We start from the raw sequence: 16,980 nt of genomic DNA on the forward strand, positions 1-16,980 counted from the left end.
GTGTTACGGATTTTTCGATCTTGAACCACTCTCCCGGCGCCGCCCGCATATCCTGTCGTGGTCGTATCCGGGTGCACGGAGGGGGCGAGACGTGACGTCGACGGCCGGTGGCGCCGCACAACTGCTGGCGATCAGCGACCTGCACATCGGCTATCCCGAGAACCGTGCTCTGGTGGAGGCCATGCGCCCGGAGACGGACGACGACTGGCTGCTCGTCGCCGGTGACGTCGCGGAGACCGTCGAGGCGATCAGCTGGGCGCTGGAAACCCTCGCCGGCCGCTTCCGCAAGGTGATCTGGGCGCCCGGCAACCACGAGCTGTGGACCCACCCCAGCGACTCCGTCACCTTGCGCGGCGTCGCCCGCTACGAGCACCTCGTGGAGGTCTGCCGTGACCTCGGCGTCCTCACCCCCGAGGACCCCTACCCCGTCTGGGAGGGACCCGGCGGCCCGGTCGCCGTCGCCCCGCTCTTCCTCCTCTACGACTACTCCTTCCTGCCCTCGGGCTGCACGACCAAGGAACAGGGCCTGGAGTACGCGCACGGCACCGGCATCGTCTGCACCGACGAGCACCTGCTGCACCCCGACCCCTACCCGAGCCGCGAGGCCTGGTGCCGCGCCCGGGTCGCCGAGACCGAGCGCCGGCTGGAGGCGCTGCCGGACGATCTGCCCACCATCCTGGTCAACCACTACCCGCTGGACCGGCACCCCATGGACGTCCTGTGGTACCCCGAGTTCGCCATGTGGTGCGGCACCACCCTGACCGCCGACTGGCACCGCCGGTTCCGCGTCGAGACCATGGTCTACGGCCATCTCCACATCCCCCGCACCACCTGGCTCGACGGGGTCCGGTTCGAGGAGGTGTCGGTGGGCTATCCGCGGGAGTGGAGCAAGCGGCCTCAGCCACCGGGACGGCTGCGCCGTATCGCGCCCGGGGAGGTCGGCGCGCTGTGATCGAGGACCTGCTGCCGGACTCCGTGGTCGCCGTGGAGACACATGGCCAGGGCGACGCGGAGAACATCACGCTGTACCCGGAGGAGGCCGCGCTCGTCGCGCAGTCCGTCGCCAAACGCCGCCGCGAGTTCGCCCTCGTACGGTCCTGCGCCCGGCGGGCGATGGAGAAGCTCGGCGTCCCTCCGCAGCCGGTGCTGCCCGGCGAACGCGGCGCCCCGCAGTGGCCCGCCGGCCTGACCGGCAGCATGACCCACTGCGACGGCTACTGCGCCGCCGCCCTCGTCCGCGCGGCCGAGCTCGCCTCCCTGGGCATCGACGCCGAACCCCACGGACCGCTCCCGGACGGCGTCCTCGAGAGTGTGTCGCTGCCCGCCGAGCGGATCAGGCTGCGCCACCTCGCCGCGAGGCGCCCCGGCATCCACTGGGACCGGCTGCTGTTCAGCGCCAAGGAGTCCGTCTACAAGGCGTGGTTCCCGCTCACCGGCGTCTGGCTCGACTTCGCCGAGGCCGACATCGAGATCCTCGTCGACGCCGGTGAGTTCCCCCGTGGTCGGCTGCGCGCCGAACTGCTCGTCCCCGGACCGGTCCTGGGCGGGCAGCGGCGTGGTGTCTTCGAAGGGCGCTGGACCGTCCGGGACGGTCTGGTGGCCACGTCGGTGGTCGTGCCGCACGCCTGAGCGTGCGGCACGGCCGGTCCGTGCCGGCCGGCTCCCCGCCGGCCGTCGACCGGCTCCCTACGGCGCCGGCGGACACCAGTTCCGGAGCAGCCGGAAGAAGGCCTCCTCGTTGCCCGCCAGGCCCGCTTCCGCCAGCGCCTGCTCCGCCTCCGCGAGGACCGCGGGCGGCACGACGGGTGGTCGCCTGCCGTCCGGCGGACCGTCGAAGGCGGCCCGGACGGTGTGCAGCAGCCGCAGGTAGGCCTGTACGGCGGTGCGCTCGCGGTCGGTGAGTACGGCGGTGGGCATCGGTCGGCTCTCCCCAAGTCGGCTCGTCGGTCGGCCCCGCCAATGAGGGCCCGACTCCAGCTTGCCAACCACCACTGACAATCCGGTCCCGCTCCCCGTCCGTTCGCCCGCTTAGCCGAGGTGAAACCTGATCGAAATCGCGGGTGGGAAGAGGGTTCTACGCTGGAGTGGAAGGGCTTTCGGTCGCGCCCGGCGGCCAGGCACGGCCGGGCGGGCGGCTGGGGAAACGGGAGGCACGTACGTGGTCGACGTCCCACATCGGCCCTCCGCGCGCGCCGTCAGGCTGCGCTCGGTGGGCGACGGCGAACTCGAGTTGCAGTACCGGATGGTGCACGGATACCGGCGTGCCTTCCGCATGGCCGGTGAGGGCCCGGCGCTCGTCCTCATCCACGGCATCGGGGACTCCTCGGCCACCTGGGCCGAGCTCATCCCCGACCTGGCCCGCACGCACACCGTGATCGCCCCCGACCTGCTGGGGCACGGCGCCTCCGACAAGCCCCGCGCCGACTACTCGGTGGCCGCGTACGCCAACGGGGTGCGGGACCTGCTCACCACGCTCGGCATCGAGTCGGCGACCCTGGTGGGGCACTCGCTGGGCGGGGGCGTGGCCATGCAGTTCGCCTACCAGTTCCCCGAGCGGACCGAGCGGCTGATCCTGGTCAGCGCGGGCGGGGTGGGCCGCGAGGTCAATCCGGTGCTGCGGCTCGTCTCCCTGCCCGGCGCCCATCTGATGCTGTCCGCGCTGCGGTTGCCGGGCGCCCGGCTTCAAGTGGGGCTCGCGGTACGGATGATGAAGGCCATGGACACCGACCTCGGGCAGGACGCGCCCGATCTGCTGAACCTGGTCGACGCGTTGCCCGACGAGACCTCCCGGAACGCCTTCATCCGGACCCTGCGCGCCGTCGTGGACTGGCGGGGGCAGGTCGTGACGATGCTGGACCGGTGCTATCTCACCGAGGGCATGCCGACCATGCTGCTGTGGGGCGACCGGGACAGCGTGGTGCCGGTGCGGCACGCGTTCGGGGCGCACGAGGCGATGCCGGGGAGCCGGCTGGAGATCTTCGAGGGCGCCGGGCACTTCCCGTTCCACGCCGACCCGGGGCGGTTCGTGGCGCTGGTGGAGGAGTTCACGAGGGACACCGCGCCGGCCGACTGGAGCCGGGAGCACTGGCGGGAGCTGCTGCGGGAGGGGCGGCCGGGGTCGGCTGCCGGACGGGCCGGTGGCGCCCGTGAGCGGACCGCGGACCGGGAGCTGCGGGAGGCGAGCGAGCGCAGCGCCACGTGAGGGAGGCGGGCGAGGCGCGGGCGAGCGCGGAGCCACGTGAGGGCAGTCGTACGAGTCGGGCGTACTCAGCCTTGCGGGCCCAGATAGCCCAGCGACGCCTCGATACGGCCCGCCAGCCGGTCCCGCTGCACCGGACCCCGTACCGACGAACCGTCCAGCCAGGTACGGCACTTGCTGGCCAGCAGGAGCCCGAAGCGCTCGGCCTCCTTCTCGTCCTCCTGGTCGAAGCGGCTGCGGGCGGCGACCTTGAGGACGGCCGCCCTGAGGTCGGCGTCGTCGCTGAGCATGCGGGCCGCCACGGCGGCGCCCTCGACATGGTGGCTGTTGTGGCCGGCCTGCATGTGCCACAGCTCGTGGCCGAGGATGACCAACTGGTGGTCGGGGGCGGTGCGTTCCTCGACGACGACCAGGTCCTGGTCGGCCATGTCCAGCCACAGGCCGCTCGCGGTGCCGACCGGGAAGGCCGACGTTCGGAAGTGGACCGGGCGACCGCGGCGGCGGCTCATCGCCTCGCAGAGGGCCGTGTACAGCTCCGTGGGATGCGCCGCGGGGGCCGTGAAGGGCAGCTCCGCGACCAGTTCGCCGCACAGGCGGCGCATTTCCCTACCGATGCCCACAGTTAACCCCCGGCTCACGACTCGGGCCGTTTGACGCTCTCCAGAAGCATGTCCAGCCATTCGGCGACCTTGTCCCGATGCTGATCGGTGGGCAGCTGTGCGGCCCGCCAGGCGATTCCGCGGACACCGTGGTCCTGGAGGAGCTGCTCCAGCGGGTCGCCCGCGGTGGCGACCGCCTCCTTCTCCCGGTCGGCCAGCTTCTGCAGGAGATCCTGTTCGGTGCGCTGCAGGGCGCCGGCCAGCGCCTCGGGGTCCTCCGCCGTGAGGAAACCGGCGTGCACCCGGAAGAAGCGCTGGATGGCGTCGCAGTGCTCCATCGTGGGACGCCGGTCGCCGTTGATGAGGGCGCCCGCCTGCTGGCGCGACATGCCGGCGCCGTCGGCGATCTCCTGCTGGGTGTACTTGCGGCCGTTGGGCTTCAGACGGGTGCGGCGCAGGAGGTCCAGGCGCTGCAGGAAGCGGGCCTGGATGTCCGGCTCGCCGGCCGGACGGCCGCTCAGCAGGGCCTTGACCACGGACTCGGGGACACCGCTGGCCACCGACAGGCGGCCGGTGTGGAAGACCTCCGCGTGCGGCACACCGAGCCGGTCGGCGAGTGCGGTGACGCGAGCGACGACGGCCGGTAGTGCAGCCGTCACCGGGGAACCCGGACTCGCGAAGCCATCCGCCACCGACAGATCTCCTACGTCTCTCACAGGCTTCTCACAAGCAGCTCAACACAAGCGGTTGCCGTGAACTCCCGGGAGAGTAGCCGTTGTTCGAACGCACATCCAGGTCTCGCCACAACTGTGGCCAATTTCAGCCGTCAACCGTCACGAAATGCCACGATAGTTGACACCGCTCGCGTCCGGGCAGCAGGATCAGGGCGCCACGCGCGTGGCCGCATAGGCAAGAGGGGTGACCTCCCGATGGCACAGCAGGCAGGAGGGCAGCGGCCGCAGCCGCGGGCCGTCCCCGACAGTCCCGAGGCCCGGGCGTATCTCCAGGACTACGCCACCCTTCTGGAAGCCGTTCCCTTTCCTTCGTTCGTGCTCGACGAGCGGTGGGACGTCGTTCTGTCCAACGCCGCTTTCGCGTCACTTTTCCGCGGTGTGGGTCCGCATCCGACCGCCATGCCGGACGACAACTTCCTGAGATTCGTGCTCTTCCACCCGGACGCCGGCACCGTGCTCGGGGAGCACGAGTCGAGCTGGTGCCTGCCGATGCTGGCCCACTTCGCCGCCGCGGTGGAGCGGGACGGGCATGATCACGCCCTGCAGGCCATCCGCCGGGACATCGCCCAGGACCCCATCATGGACGCCGCCTACCGGCACGGCCTGCCGCACTGGATCAGGGCCGTCGGCGAGCGCGCCTTCGCGCACGACGGCGCCGTCCGGCCGCTGCTGCACCCCGACCCGCGCTGGGGCGCCGCCGACTGCCGGGTCGTCGACGAGACGCCCGGCACCCTCCGCGACCTCGGCTGCACCCGGCTCACCCTGGTCCTGCGCGAGACGCGGCGCGCCCCGGTACGCGCGCGTGGGACGCGCCGGTCGGCCGCGCACCTGAGGGTGGTCCCCACAGCGGAAGGGTGATCTCACTCCTGACCCGTGCTCACCAGCACCAACGGCACCCCGTCGCACGGCACCAGCCGCACCCCGCCCGTCTGTTCCGGGCGGCCCGTCGTCAGCACCTGCCCGAAATCCGGGCCCTTGCTGAGCGAACCCACCAGATGGCGTGGGTCGGTGGAGGCCGCCACCCGCCCCCGCGCGTTCACCAGCCGCGCCGGGCCGGGCAACCGGCGCAGCATCGGCATGACGGCCGCCTCGAAGTGCCGTAGATACACGTCCGCGGCGGCCACCCCGGCGAACCGGCCCTCGACCTGCACCGGCGCGGACAGGGTGAGGCTGTACTCGTCCGAGCAGAGGTAGTCGACGTACGGGCCTGCCACCGCCCGCTCCCCGGTGTCGCGAGGCAGCGCGAACCAGTCCCAGTGCGTGTAGTCGGCGTACGCCGAGTGCTCGGGGTCGAGATCGAGGAGCAGCGGCCGTACGTCGCCGTCGGAGCCCGTCTGCCACCACTCCAGCCACGCCGGTACGTCGCTCAGCAGGCCGGGCGCGGCCACGAAGCCGACGCCGGACACCAACGTGTCGCGGGCCAGGCGGTCGTGCAGACCGGGGCGCAGGGCGGCGAGGTCCACGGTCGCCGGGCGACGGCCCGTGGCGGCCACCCGGGCCAGCAGGGCCGCGGTGTCGGCGCGGGTCGCCGCGACCGCGTCGAACACGGCCTCCAGCGTCGAGCGGACGCGGGCCACGACCGATTCCTCCGGTGCCTTGTCGCGCGTTGCCGTCGCGAGGCTCATGGCTGCCCTCCAGCGGACGGGGACCTCGCGAGCGGTGCGGCTACAGCGTCAGACGCAGGGCGATCAGCCGCGACGTCGACTCCCGGACGCACCGCTCGGCCTGTTCCCTGGCCAATTCGTGGGCCCCATCCTGCACGGCGGAGATTACGAATCGGAGTCGCTCGCAGACCTCTTCACGATATTCGTCGTCCCCGAGCACAAGGCAGAGCAGCGCCCCCACTTCGGTCTGGAGGGCCACCTGCTCCCGGGTGAGGCGGGCGGACTGCGCCGCCGCCGCGAGTTCGACGTGGAAGCGGCCGTACACCCGGCTGCGCGCCGCCGCGCCCGCGGCCTGCGTCAACTCCTCGGCCGTACGGCGGAGTTGGCCGAGGTCGTCGGGTTCGGTGCGGTCGGCGGCGAGGCGGGCCGCCGTGCCGGACAGGGCGGCCCAGTGGTCGCCGAGGTCGCGGAGTTCCTCGGTGCTCCAGCCGCGCAGCCGGACCTTGAGGCGCTCCTCGCCGGGGACCTCGGGGAGCGAGACGAAGGAGCCGCCGCCGCGGCCCCGGCGGGTGGTGACCAGGCCCTGCTGGCGCAGCGCCATGAGCGCCTCCCGCAGCGTCACCGTGGAGACGCCGAGCTGGCCCGCCAGCTCGGTCTCGCCCGGGAGTTGCTCGCCGTCGGCGAGCAGGCCGAGCTCGATGGCGTCGCCGATCCGGCGCACCACGGCGTCGACCCGCGCCCGGCTGTCGACCGGGGCGAAGACGGCTTTCCGGGCGCCGCCGTTCATCTGCTGCTGCTTCACGGCCACCACCTTGCTCATTGACTCAAGCTTTACCCTAAGGGGGCCTTGAGCTTTGAACTATGACTTCATATGTTTCCGGTCAATAGGTCAACGCGCGAGAGCACCAGGAAGGTTCCCGCCCATGGAGGGAATGGCCATCCGGCTGCAGGGTCTGCGGAAGTCGTTCGGGGAGACGACCGCCGTGGCCGGGGTCGATCTGGAGATCCGGGACGGTGAGTTCTTCTCGATGCTCGGCCCCTCCGGCTCCGGCAAGACCACCGTCCTGCGCATGATCGCCGGGTTCGAGGCCCCGAGCGGCGGCCGGATCGAGCTCGCCGGGCAGGAGGTCACCGGGCTCGCCCCCTTCGAGCGGGACGTCCACACGGTCTTCCAGGACTACGCCCTGTTCCCGCACATGACGGTCGAGCAGAACGTCGCCTACGCGCTCAAGGTCCGCAAGGTGCCCAAGGCTGAGCGGCTGGTCCGGGCCCGGAAGGCGTTGGCGGAGGTGCGGCTGGAAGGCTTCGGCAAGCGGCGGCCCTCGCAGCTCTCCGGCGGCCAGCGGCAGCGTGTCGCCCTCGCCCGTGCGCTCGTCGGCCGCCCCCGCGTCCTGCTGCTCGACGAACCGCTCGGCGCCCTCGACCTCAAGCTGCGCGAGCAGATGCAGGTCGAGCTCAAGGCGCTCCAGCGCGAGGTCGGCATCACCTTCGTCTTCGTCACCCACGACCAGGAGGAGGCCCTGACGATGAGCGACCGCATCGCCGTTTTCCACCAGGGCCGCATCGAACAGGTCGGCACCCCCGCCGAGGTCTACGAACGCCCCGCGACCCCGTTCGTCGCGTCCTTCGTCGGCACCTCCAACCTTCTGGAGGGCGAGTCCGCCCACCGGATCGTCGGCAGCCCCGGCACCTACAGCATCCGCCCGGAGAAGATCCGTGTCCTCAAGGAGTCCGCCGAGGCCGGCCGGCCCGAGCACGCCACCGCCGTCGGCACCGTCGCCGAGGTCGTCTACCTCGGGGACGCCACCCGCTTCCTCGTCGACCTCGACGCCGGCGGCCGGCTCACCGCCCTCCAGCAGAACCTGGAGACCTCCTCCGAGGACGTCGCCGCCTACCGCGGCACCCGGGTACGCCTGCAATGGCACCGACGCCACGCCGTGGCCGTACCCCTTCCGGACTGACCCCAGCTCGTCCCCTCACGTATGGAGTACGTCGTGCGCTCAACCCTCAAGGCGGCGGCAGCCGTCGCCGCACTGCTCCTCGCCGCCACCGCCTGCGGATCCTCCGACGACGGCAAAGGCTCCTCCACCGGCCTCAACCCCCCTGACCTGAAGGCCCCTTCGAAACTCGGCACGACCGAGGGCCAGGTCAACCTCATCGCCTGGGCCGGCTACGTCGAGGACGGCTCCAACGACCCCAAGGTCGACTGGGTCAGCGACTTCGAGAAGCAGACCGGCTGCCAGGTCAACTCCAAGACCGCCGCCAGCTCCGACGAGATGGTCAAACTGATGAAGACGGGGGAGTACGACGCCGTCTCCGCCTCCGGCGACGCCTCGCTGCGCCTCATCGCCTCCGGCGACGCGGCCCCCGTCAACACCGACCTCGTCCCCAACTACAAGGACATCTACAGCGGGTTGAAGGACGGCGACTGGAACTCCGTCGACGGGCGGATGTACGGCATCCCGCACGGCCGCGGCGCCAATCTGCTGATGTACAACACCGAGAAGGTCACCCCGGCCCCGACCTCCTGGTCGGCGGTCTTCGACGACGCCTCGAAGTACAAGGGCCACGTCACGGCATACGACTCGCCCATCTACATCGCCGACGCGGCCCTCTACCTGAAGGCCACCAAGCCCGACCTCGGCATCAAGGACCCGTACGCCCTGGACCAGAAGCAGTTCGACGCCGCCGTGGACCTGCTCAAGCAGCAGAACGCGAACATCGGCGAGTACTGGAGCGACTACCTCAAGGAAATCTCCGCCTTCAAGAGCGGTGACTCCGTCGTCGGCACCACCTGGCAGGTCATCGCCAACCTCACCGCCGACGAGGGCGCCAAGGTCAAGGCCTTCGTGCCCAAGGAGGGTTCGACCGGCTGGTCCGACACCTGGATGGTCTCCGCCAAGGCCAAGCACCCCAACTGCGCCTACAAATGGCTCGACTGGATCGTCTCCCCGAAGGTCAACGCCCAGGTCGCCGAGTACTTCGGCGAGGCACCGGCCAACTCCAAGGCCTGCGAGCTGACCAGCGACAAGAACTTCTGCACGACGTACCACGCCGCCGACGAGGGCTACTGGAAGAACATCGCCTTCTGGAACACGCCCATCGAGCAGTGCCTGGACGGCCGCACCGACGTCAAGTGCGTGCCGTACGCGAAGTGGGTCCAGGCCTGGACCGAGATCAAGGGCTGACGCATGGCCCTGATCACACGGACCGCGGGGGCGCTGCACCGGCGCCCCCGCCTCCGGCTCACCCTCCTGCTGACCGCTCCGCTGCTGTGGCTCGCGGTGCTCTATCTCGGCTCGCTCAGCGTGCTGTTCGTCTCCGCGTTCTGGACGACGAACTCCTTCACCTCGGAAGTCGTGAAGGTCTGGTCGACCGACAACTTCCATGAGCTGTTCACCGTGCCGGTCTTCCGGCAGGTGATCCTGCGGAGCGTCGGGGTCGCCCTGGCCGTCACCGCCCTGTGCGCGGTCATCGCCTTCCCGCTCGCCTTCTACACCGCCCGGGTCGCGAAGCCTCGGTGGCGGCCGCTGCTCGTCGTCGCCATCCTCACCCCGCTGTGGGCGAGTTACCTGGTCAAGGTGTACGCCTGGCGGCTCATCCTCTCCGAGGGCGGGCTCGCCGACTGGATGCTGAAGCCGTTCGGGCTCGGCGGGCCGGGGTACGGACTGCCCGCCACGGTGCTGACCCTGACATACCTCTGGCTGCCGTACATGATCCTGCCGATCCACACCGCGCTGGAGCAGCTGCCCGCCAACCTCCTCGACGCGTCAGCCGACTTGGGGGCGAAGGGCTGGCGGACCTTCCGGTCCGTCGTGCTGCCGATGGTGCTGCCGTCGGTGGCGGCGGGGTCGGTGTTCACGTTCTCGCTCAGCCTCGGCGACTACATCACCGTGCAGATCGTCGGCGGCAAGACGCAGCTCATCGGCAACCTCGTCTACTCCAACATCGAACTCAACCTGCCCATGGCCGCCGCCCTCGGCACGGTCCCCGTCGTCGTCATCGTGCTGTACCTGCTGGCGATGCGGCGCACGGGCGCGCTGAGCAGCCTGTAGAGGAGCCCCCGTGCAACTGTCCCGCTCCGCGCGGATCGCCCTGCGCGTCGCCGCCGGGTTCGGCTTCGTGGTGATCTACGTGCCGCTGCTGCTCGTCCTCGTCAACTCCCTGAACCCCGACCGGAGCGCGAGCTGGCCGCCGTCCGGACTGACCCTGCACTGGTGGTCGGTGGCATGGGACAACTCCGGGGCGCGGGAGGCCCTTTGGACTTCGGTGAAGGCGGGGCTCGGGGCCACCGCCATCGCCCTGGTGCTGGGCACGCTGATCGCGTTCGCCGTCGCCCGGCACCGGTTCTTCGGGCGGGACGCGATCTCCTTCGTGGTGGTCCTGCCGATCGCGCTGCCCGGCATCGTCACCGGCATCGCCCTCAACTCGGCCTTCAGCACGGTACTTGAACCGCTGGGGGTGGGGCTGGGCCTGTTCACGGTGGTCGTCGGGCACGCCACCTTCTGTATCGTCGTCGTCTTCAACAACGTCGTCGCCCGGCTGCGGCGCACCTCCGGCACGTACGAGGAGGCGGCGATGGACCTCGGCGCGAACACCTTCCGCGCCTTCGCCGACGTCACCTTCCCGCTCGTGCGCTCGGCGCTGTTCGCGGGCGGGCTGCTCGCCTTCGCGCTGTCCTTCGACGAGATCGTGGTGACCACGTTCACCGCGGGACCGGGTGTGGAGACCCTGCCGATCTGGATCTTCAACAACATGACCCGCCCCCAGCAGGCGCCGGTGGTCAACGTGGTGGCGGCGGTGCTGGTGCTGCTGTCCGTGATCCCGATCTACGTCGCCCAGCGGCTGTCGGCGGACACGGCGACCGGCAGCCGGGTCTGAGCCCCTCGCGCACCCGTTGTCGTCATTACGCAAGCCGCTTGCATTTCTTGCGCTATTCTTGCGCGCATGACGCGACGACTTGCCGAGGTGGCGAAGAAGGTCGGGGTCAGCGAGGCCACTGTCAGCCGGGTGCTCAACGGCAAGCCGGGTGTCTCCGAGTCCACCCGGCAGGCGGTGCTGTCCGCCCTGGACGTGCTCGGCTACGAGCGGCCCACGCAGCTGCGCGGTGAGCGCGCGCGGCTCGTGGGCCTCGTGCTGCCCGAGCTGCAGAACCCGATCTTCCCGGCGTTCGCCGAGGTCATCGGGGGAGCGCTCGCGCAGCTCGGACTGACGCCGGTGCTGTGCACGCAGACCAAGGGCGGCGTCTCCGAGGCGGACTACGTGGAACTGCTGCTGCAACAGCAGGTGTCCGGTGTCGTCTTCGCCGGCGGGCTGTACGCGCAGGCCGACGCCCCGCACGACCACTACCGGCTGCTCGCCGACCGCAAGATCCCGGTGGTGCTGGTCAACGCGTCCATCGAGGACCTCGGCTTCCCGGGGGTCTCCTGCGACGACGCGGTGGCGGTGGAGCAGGCCTGGCGGCACCTCGCCTCGCTGGGGCACGAGCGGATCGGGCTGGTGCTGGGGCCCGCCGACCATGTGCCCTCGGCGCGCAAGCTGGCCGCCGCGCGGGCCGTGGGGGAGCTGCCCGAGGAGCATGTCGCCCGCGCGATGTTCTCGATCGAGGGCGGGCACGCGGCCGCTTCCCGGCTCATCGACCGGGGCGTCACCGGCATCATCTGCGCCAGCGACCCGCTGGCGCTCGGCGCCATCAGGGCCGCCCGCCGCAAGGGCCTGGACGTCCCCGTCCAGGTGTCGGTCGTCGGCTACGACGACTCGGCGTTCATGAACTGCACCGAGCCACCGCTGACCACCGTCCGGCAGCCCATCGAGGCCATGGGCAGGGCGGCCGTGGAGCTGCTGAACACGCAGATCAACGGCGGTTTCGTGACCCGCGAGGAGCTGCTGTTCGAGCCCGAGCTGGTGGTACGGGGCTCGACGGCACCACCGCCCCGTTCCTGAGATCCAGCTGACTGTCGAATAATTTCAGATTGTGCGCGACATCTTGCGGACGGATGTCGCCGGTGCTTGAGTGTGCCCCGCCCACCGCTCCTGTCCAGAGGGGTCCACCGATGAGAAGCACCGGGTTCCGCCGTACGTTCGTCGCGCTCAGCGTCACCTCGCTCGCCCTCGCCCTGACCTCCTGCGGGTCCGGCGACGAGGACTCCGCGAGCGGCAAGACCCGCATCACGGTCAACTGCATGCCGCCCAAGAGCGCCAAGGTCGACCGCTCGTTCTTCGAGGCGGACATCGCCTCCTTCGAGAAGCAGAACCCGACCATCGACGTCGTCGCCCACGACGCCTTCCCCTGCCAGGACCCGAAGACCTTCGACGCCAAGCTCGCCGGCGGCCAGATGGAGGACGTCTTCTACACGTACTTCACCGACGCCAAGCATGTCGTCGACATCGGCCAGGCGGCCGATCTGACGCCGTACGTCAAGGAGTTGAAGAGCTACGACACCATCCAGCGGCAACTGCGCGACATCTACACCGTCGACGGCAAGATCTACGGCATCCCGCGCACCGGCTACTCGATGGGCCTGATCTACAACAAGAAGCTCTTCGCGAAGGCCGGCCTCGACCCCGAGCAACCCCCGGCCACCTGGGAGGAGTTGCGCGCCGACGCCAAGAAGATCGCCGCCCTCGGCGACGGCACCGTCGGCTACGCCGACTACAGCGCCCAGAACCAGGGCGGTTGGCACTTCACCGCCGAGCTGTACTCCCAGGGCGGCGACGTGGTCAGCGCCGACGGCGAGAAGGCGACGATCGACACCCCGCAGGGCCGGGCCGTCCTCCAGAACCTGCACGACATGCGCTGGACCGACGACTCCATGGGCAGCAAGCAGCTCCTCGTCATCAACGACGTGCAGCAGATGATGGGTTCGGGCAAGCTCGGCATGTACCTCTCCGCCCCCGACAACATCCCGATCCTGGTCAAGGAGAAGGGCGGCGACTACAAGGACCTCGCGCTCGCCCCCATGCCCGGCGGGGAGGGCACGCTCATCGGCGGCGACGGCTACATGTTCAACAAGAAGGACAGCCCCGCCCAGATCCGCGCCGGCCTGAAGTGGCTGGACCATATGTTCCTGACGCCCGGAGACGGTTTCCTCGGCGACTACGCCCGCGCCAAGCAGCACGACGCCCCCGTCGGCCTGCCCGAACCCCGGCTGTTCACCGGCGCCGCCGACGCCAAGGACCAGCAGGTCAAGAAGGCCAACGCCAATGTCCCGGTGGAGAACTACCAGGCCTTCCTCGACGGCAACCACACCCTCGACATGAAGATCGAGCCGCCGCACGCCCAGCAGATCTACTCCGTCCTCGACGGCGTCGTCTCCGCCGTCCTCACCAAGAAGGACGCCGACATCGACCAGCTCCTCAAGGACGCCGGCGGCAAGATCGACGGCATCCTCGCCCGGGACTGACCATGACGAAGACGGCTCATCGACGACCGGCCGCGGCCATCGCCGTACGACCGGTCAAGGCGCCGCCCCCGGCAGGGGACCGGAGGCGGCGCCGCCTCGCCGACCAACTCCGCGCCCACGCCTTCCTGATCGGCGGCCTGGTCTGCTTCGCCCTGTTCTCCTGGTACCCGGCGATCCGCGCGATCGTGATCGCCTTCCAGAAGTACACGCCGGGTTCGGGCGCCGAGTGGGTCGGCACCGCCAACTTCACCCGCGTCTGGCACGACCCCGAGTTCACCGCCGCCTGGCGCAACACCCTCTCCTTCACCCTGCTCGCCCTGCTGCTCGGTTTCGCGGTCCCCTTCGTCCTGGCCCTGGTGCTCAACGAGTTGCGGCACGCCAAGGCGTTCTTCCGGGTCGTCGTCTATCTGCCGGTGATGATCCCGCCGGTGGTCAGCGCCCTGCTGTGGAAGTGGTTCTACGATCCCGGCGCCGGTCTCGCCAACGAGGCGCTGCGCTTCCTGCACCTGCCCACCTCGAACTGGTCCAACGGTGCCGACACCGCCCTGGTCTCCCTGGTGATCGTGGCCACCTGGGCCAACCTCGGCGGCACCGTCCTGATCTACCTGGCCGCCCTTCAGTCCATCCCCGGTGAGCTGTACGAGGCCGCCGAACTGGACGGCGCGAGCCTGCTGCAACGCGTACGCCATGTGACGGTCCCTCAGACCCGGTTCGTCATCCTGATGCTGATGCTCCTTCAGATCATCGCCACGATGCAGGTGTTCACCGAGCCGTTCGTCATCACCGGCGGCGGCCCGGAGAACGCCACGGTCACCGTCCTCTACCTGATCTACAAGTACGCCTTCCTCTACAACGACTTCGGCGGCGCCTGCGCGCTCAGCGTCATGCTCCTGATCCTGCTGGGCGCCTTCTCGGCCGGGTATCTGCGCCTGACCCGCTCCGGAGAGGAGGGCGCATGAGCGCCGCCACCCGCACCCTCGTCTCCCCGGCGACCCTGGCCCGCCCGCGCGGCAGGGCCGTGTACTGGACGGTCTTCACCGCGGTCGTCGTCCTCTTCGCGGTGGCGTTCCTCTTCCCCGTCTACTGGATGGTCACGGGCGCGGCGAAGTCCCCCGACGAGGTCGCGCAGACCCCGCCCACCCTCGTCCCGAAGCAGTGGCATCTCGACGGCTACACCGACGCCTGGGACCTGATGCAACTGCCGACCCACCTCTGGAACACCGTCGTCCAGGCCACCGGCGCCTGGGCCTTCCAGCTGGTCTTCTGCACGGCCGCCGCCTACGCCCTGTCCAAGCTGAAGCCGGTCTTCGGCAAGGTGATCCTCGGCGGCATCCTCGCCACCCTCATGGTCCCCGCGCAGGCCCTCGTCGTACCGAAGTACCTGACCGTCGCCGACCTCGGCCTGCTCAACGACCCCCTCGCCATCTGGCTCCCGGCGGTCGCCAACGCCTTCAACCTCTATCTGCTCAAGCGGTTCTTCGACCAGATCCCGCGCGATGTCCTGGAGGCCGCCGAGATCGACGGCGCCGGGAAACTGCGTGTCCTGTGGTCGGTCGTGCTGCCGATGTCCCGGCCGGTGCTCGGAGTCGTCTCGATCTTCGCCCTGGTCGCCGTGTGGCAGGACTTCCTCTGGCCGCTGATGGTCTTCTCCGACACCGACAAGCAGCCCATCAGCGTGGCCCTCGTCCAGCTGTCGCAGAACATCCAACTCACCGTGCTCATCGCCGCGATGGTCATCGCCAGCATCCCGATGGTCGCCCTGTTCCTGGTCTTCCAGCGGCACATCATCGCCGGGATCAGCGCGGGCGGCACGAAGGGCTGACACCGCCCGTACGCCTACAGAAGGGAACCCCCAGTGGGACAGCCCACGGACTGGTGGCGCTCCGCCGTCATCTACCAGGTCTACGTCCGCAGCTTCGCCGACGGCGACGCAGACGGCACCGGCGACCTCGCCGGGGTGCGGGCCCGGCTGCCGTACCTCGCCGAACTCGGGGTGGACGCGCTCTGGTTCACCCCCTGGTACCTCTCACCGCTGAAGGACGGCGGCTACGACGTCGCCGACTACCGCGCGATCGACCCGGCCTTCGGCACCCTCGCCGAGGCCGAGAAGCTGATCGCGGAGGCCCGGGAACTCGGCATCAGGACCATCGTCGACATCGTGCCCAACCACGTCTCCGACCAGCACCCCTGGTTCCGGGCGGCACGGGCGGGCGGCCCCGAGCGAGAGCTGTTCCACTTCCGCCCCGGACGCGGCGCCGACGGCCAACTGCCGCCCAACGACTGGCGATCGGAGTTCGGCGGGCCCGCCTGGACCCGGCTCGACGACGGCGACTGGTACCTGCACCTCTTCGCCCCCGAACAGCCCGACCTCAACTGGGCTCACCCCGCCGTCCGCCAGGAGCACGAGGACATCCTGCGCTTCTGGTTCGAGCGCGGCGTCGCCGGCGTCCGCATCGATTCGGCCGCCCTCCTCGTCAAGGACCCCCGCCTGCCGGACTTCGTCCAGGGCCGCGACCCGCACCCGTACGTCGACCGCGACGAACTCCACACCGTCTACCGCTCCTGGCGGAAGATCGCCGACGAGTACGACGGGATCTTCGTCGGCGAGGTGTGGCTCCCCGACACCGAGCGTTTCACCCGCTATCTGCGCCCCGACGAACTCCACACCGCCTTCAACTTCGCCTTCATGACCTGCCCCTGGGACGCCGGACGGCTGCGCACGGCCATCGACGAGACCCTCGCCGAGCACGCCCCGGTCGGCGCCCCCGCCACCTGGGTGCTGTGCAACCACGACGTGACCCGTACGGTCACCCGCTACGGCCGCGCCGACACCGGCTTCGACTTCGCCACCAAGGCCTTCGGCACCCCGACCGACCTCGCCCTCGGCACCCGGCGGGCCCGCGCGGCCGCCCTGCTGTCGCTGGCCCTGCCCGGCGCCGTCTACGTCTACCAGGGCGAAGAGCTGGGGCTGCCCGAGGTGGACGTCCCCCGCGACCGGATCGAGGACCCCATGCACTTCCGGTCGGGCGGCTCGGACCCGGGGCGGGACGGGTGCCGGGTGCCGCTGCCGTGGGCGGCCGAGGCGCCCCACGCCGGGTTCGGGGGCGATCCCTGGCTGCCGCAGCCCGACGACTGGCCGGCCTACGCGGCCGACCGCCAGTCCGGTGACCCCGGCTCGATGCTCACCCTGTACCGCGAGGCGATCAGACTCCGGCCGGAGTTCGGCGACGGCCCGCTCACCTGGCTGCCCGCGCCGGACGGCGTGCTCGCCTTCGCCCGCGCGGAGGGCGTGCTGTGCGTGGTGAACCTCGCCGACACCCCGGCCGAACTGCCGGCGCACAGTGCGCTTCTCCTCGGCAGCGGTCCGCTGGACTCCGCCGGACGCCTTCCGAAGGACGTCGCGGTCTGGCTCCGAGCCTGAACCCCCACCCCCACCGAGAA

The 16,980-nt window shown here is 70.4% G+C and carries 18 protein-coding genes; 13 read left to right on the forward strand and 5 right to left on the reverse strand.

The window, feature by feature from the left end:
- Nucleotides 1–91: 91 nt before the first annotated feature.
- Nucleotides 92–952, forward strand: coding sequence for a metallophosphoesterase family protein (locus CRP56_RS35115; protein WP_097270924.1), 861 nt, complete (start codon nt 92–94; stop codon nt 950–952).
- On the forward strand, nt 949–1,629 hold the full coding sequence (locus tag CRP56_RS35120; protein ID WP_097270926.1) for a 4'-phosphopantetheinyl transferase family protein: 681 nt from the start codon (nt 949–951) through the stop codon (nt 1,627–1,629). The genes CRP56_RS35115 and CRP56_RS35120 overlap by 4 nt, the downstream gene beginning before the upstream one ends.
- A gap of 57 nt (nt 1,630–1,686) precedes the next feature.
- On the opposite strand, the gene CRP56_RS35125 is transcribed toward CRP56_RS35120, so the two are convergent.
- On the reverse strand, nt 1,687–1,917 hold the full coding sequence (locus CRP56_RS35125; protein ID WP_097270928.1) for a hypothetical protein: 231 nt from the start codon (nt 1,915–1,917) through the stop codon (nt 1,687–1,689).
- 241 nt (nt 1,918–2,158) lie between these two features.
- Between CRP56_RS35125 and CRP56_RS35130 the strand changes: the two genes are divergently transcribed.
- The gene (locus CRP56_RS35130; protein WP_097270930.1) at nt 2,159–3,202 is read left to right on the forward strand and encodes an alpha/beta fold hydrolase; all 1,044 of its coding nucleotides are present in this window, start codon (nt 2,159–2,161) and stop codon (nt 3,200–3,202) included.
- 65 nt (nt 3,203–3,267) lie between these two features.
- Here CRP56_RS35130 and CRP56_RS35135 read toward each other — a convergent pair whose 3' ends face one another.
- The gene (locus CRP56_RS35135) at nt 3,268–3,801 is read right to left on the reverse strand and encodes a toxin-antitoxin system, toxin component (RefSeq protein WP_097270932.1); all 534 of its coding nucleotides are present in this window, start codon (nt 3,799–3,801) and stop codon (nt 3,268–3,270) included.
- A gap of 32 nt (nt 3,802–3,833) precedes the next feature.
- The gene (locus tag CRP56_RS35140) at nt 3,834–4,490 is read right to left on the reverse strand and encodes a helix-turn-helix domain-containing protein (protein ID WP_097270934.1); all 657 of its coding nucleotides are present in this window, start codon (nt 4,488–4,490) and stop codon (nt 3,834–3,836) included.
- Nucleotides 4,491–4,727: 237 nt separating this feature from the next.
- On the opposite strand from CRP56_RS35140, the gene CRP56_RS35145 reads away from it, so the two are divergent.
- A complete protein-coding gene (locus tag CRP56_RS35145; protein WP_097270936.1) occupies nt 4,728–5,390 on the forward strand; it encodes an MmyB family transcriptional regulator in 663 nt (220 codons plus the stop codon).
- Nucleotides 5,391–5,392: 2 nt separating this feature from the next.
- Here the strand turns inward: CRP56_RS35145 and CRP56_RS35150 are convergent, their stop codons facing one another.
- Both CRP56_RS35150 and CRP56_RS35155 read right to left on the reverse strand, forming a co-directional pair.
- Nucleotides 5,393–6,157: a cache domain-containing protein gene (locus CRP56_RS35150; protein ID WP_097270938.1), complete on the reverse strand. Its 765-nt coding sequence runs from the start codon at nt 6,155–6,157 to the stop codon at nt 5,393–5,395.
- Nucleotides 6,158–6,197: 40 nt separating this feature from the next.
- A complete protein-coding gene (locus CRP56_RS35155; protein WP_097270940.1) occupies nt 6,198–6,956 on the reverse strand; it encodes a FadR/GntR family transcriptional regulator in 759 nt (252 codons plus the stop codon).
- Between the two features lie 103 nt (nt 6,957–7,059).
- Between CRP56_RS35155 and CRP56_RS35160 the strand changes: the two genes are divergently transcribed.
- From CRP56_RS35160 to CRP56_RS35200, 9 genes are all read left to right on the forward strand, one after another.
- On the forward strand, nt 7,060–8,097 hold the full coding sequence (locus CRP56_RS35160) for an ABC transporter ATP-binding protein (RefSeq protein ID WP_097270942.1): 1,038 nt from the start codon (nt 7,060–7,062) through the stop codon (nt 8,095–8,097).
- Between the two features lie 21 nt (nt 8,098–8,118).
- Nucleotides 8,119–9,324 (forward strand): ABC transporter substrate-binding protein, encoded by a 1,206-nt coding sequence (locus CRP56_RS35165; protein WP_097270944.1) that lies wholly within the window; start codon nt 8,119–8,121, stop codon nt 9,322–9,324.
- 3 nt (nt 9,325–9,327) lie between these two features.
- Nucleotides 9,328–10,191 carry an ABC transporter permease gene (locus tag CRP56_RS35170; protein ID WP_097270946.1) on the forward strand — a complete coding sequence of 288 codons (864 nt, stop codon included), beginning with the start codon at nt 9,328–9,330 and terminating at the stop codon, nt 10,189–10,191.
- 10 nt (nt 10,192–10,201) lie between these two features.
- Complete coding sequence (locus CRP56_RS35175; RefSeq protein ID WP_097270948.1) at nt 10,202–11,017, forward strand: ABC transporter permease; 816 nt, start codon at nt 10,202–10,204, stop codon at nt 11,015–11,017.
- A gap of 66 nt (nt 11,018–11,083) precedes the next feature.
- Nucleotides 11,084–12,079 (forward strand): LacI family DNA-binding transcriptional regulator, encoded by a 996-nt coding sequence (locus CRP56_RS35180; RefSeq protein WP_097270949.1) that lies wholly within the window; start codon nt 11,084–11,086, stop codon nt 12,077–12,079.
- A 110-nt stretch (nt 12,080–12,189) separates the two neighbouring features.
- Complete coding sequence (locus CRP56_RS35185) at nt 12,190–13,539, forward strand: ABC transporter substrate-binding protein (protein ID WP_097270951.1); 1,350 nt, start codon at nt 12,190–12,192, stop codon at nt 13,537–13,539.
- A 2-nt stretch (nt 13,540–13,541) separates the two neighbouring features.
- Complete coding sequence (locus CRP56_RS35190; RefSeq protein ID WP_097270953.1) at nt 13,542–14,498, forward strand: carbohydrate ABC transporter permease; 957 nt, start codon at nt 13,542–13,544, stop codon at nt 14,496–14,498.
- On the forward strand, nt 14,495–15,361 hold the full coding sequence (locus CRP56_RS35195; protein WP_097270955.1) for a carbohydrate ABC transporter permease: 867 nt from the start codon (nt 14,495–14,497) through the stop codon (nt 15,359–15,361). The genes CRP56_RS35190 and CRP56_RS35195 overlap by 4 nt, the downstream gene beginning before the upstream one ends.
- A 33-nt stretch (nt 15,362–15,394) precedes the next feature.
- Nucleotides 15,395–16,960 (forward strand): glycoside hydrolase family 13 protein, encoded by a 1,566-nt coding sequence (locus CRP56_RS35200; RefSeq protein ID WP_097270957.1) that lies wholly within the window; start codon nt 15,395–15,397, stop codon nt 16,958–16,960.
- The last annotated feature ends 20 nt before the right edge of the window (nt 16,961–16,980 follow it).

The organism is Streptomyces sp. TLI_55, assembly GCF_900206255.1.
Taxonomy (GTDB): Bacteria; Actinomycetota; Actinomycetes; order Streptomycetales; family Streptomycetaceae; genus Streptomyces; species Streptomyces aquilus.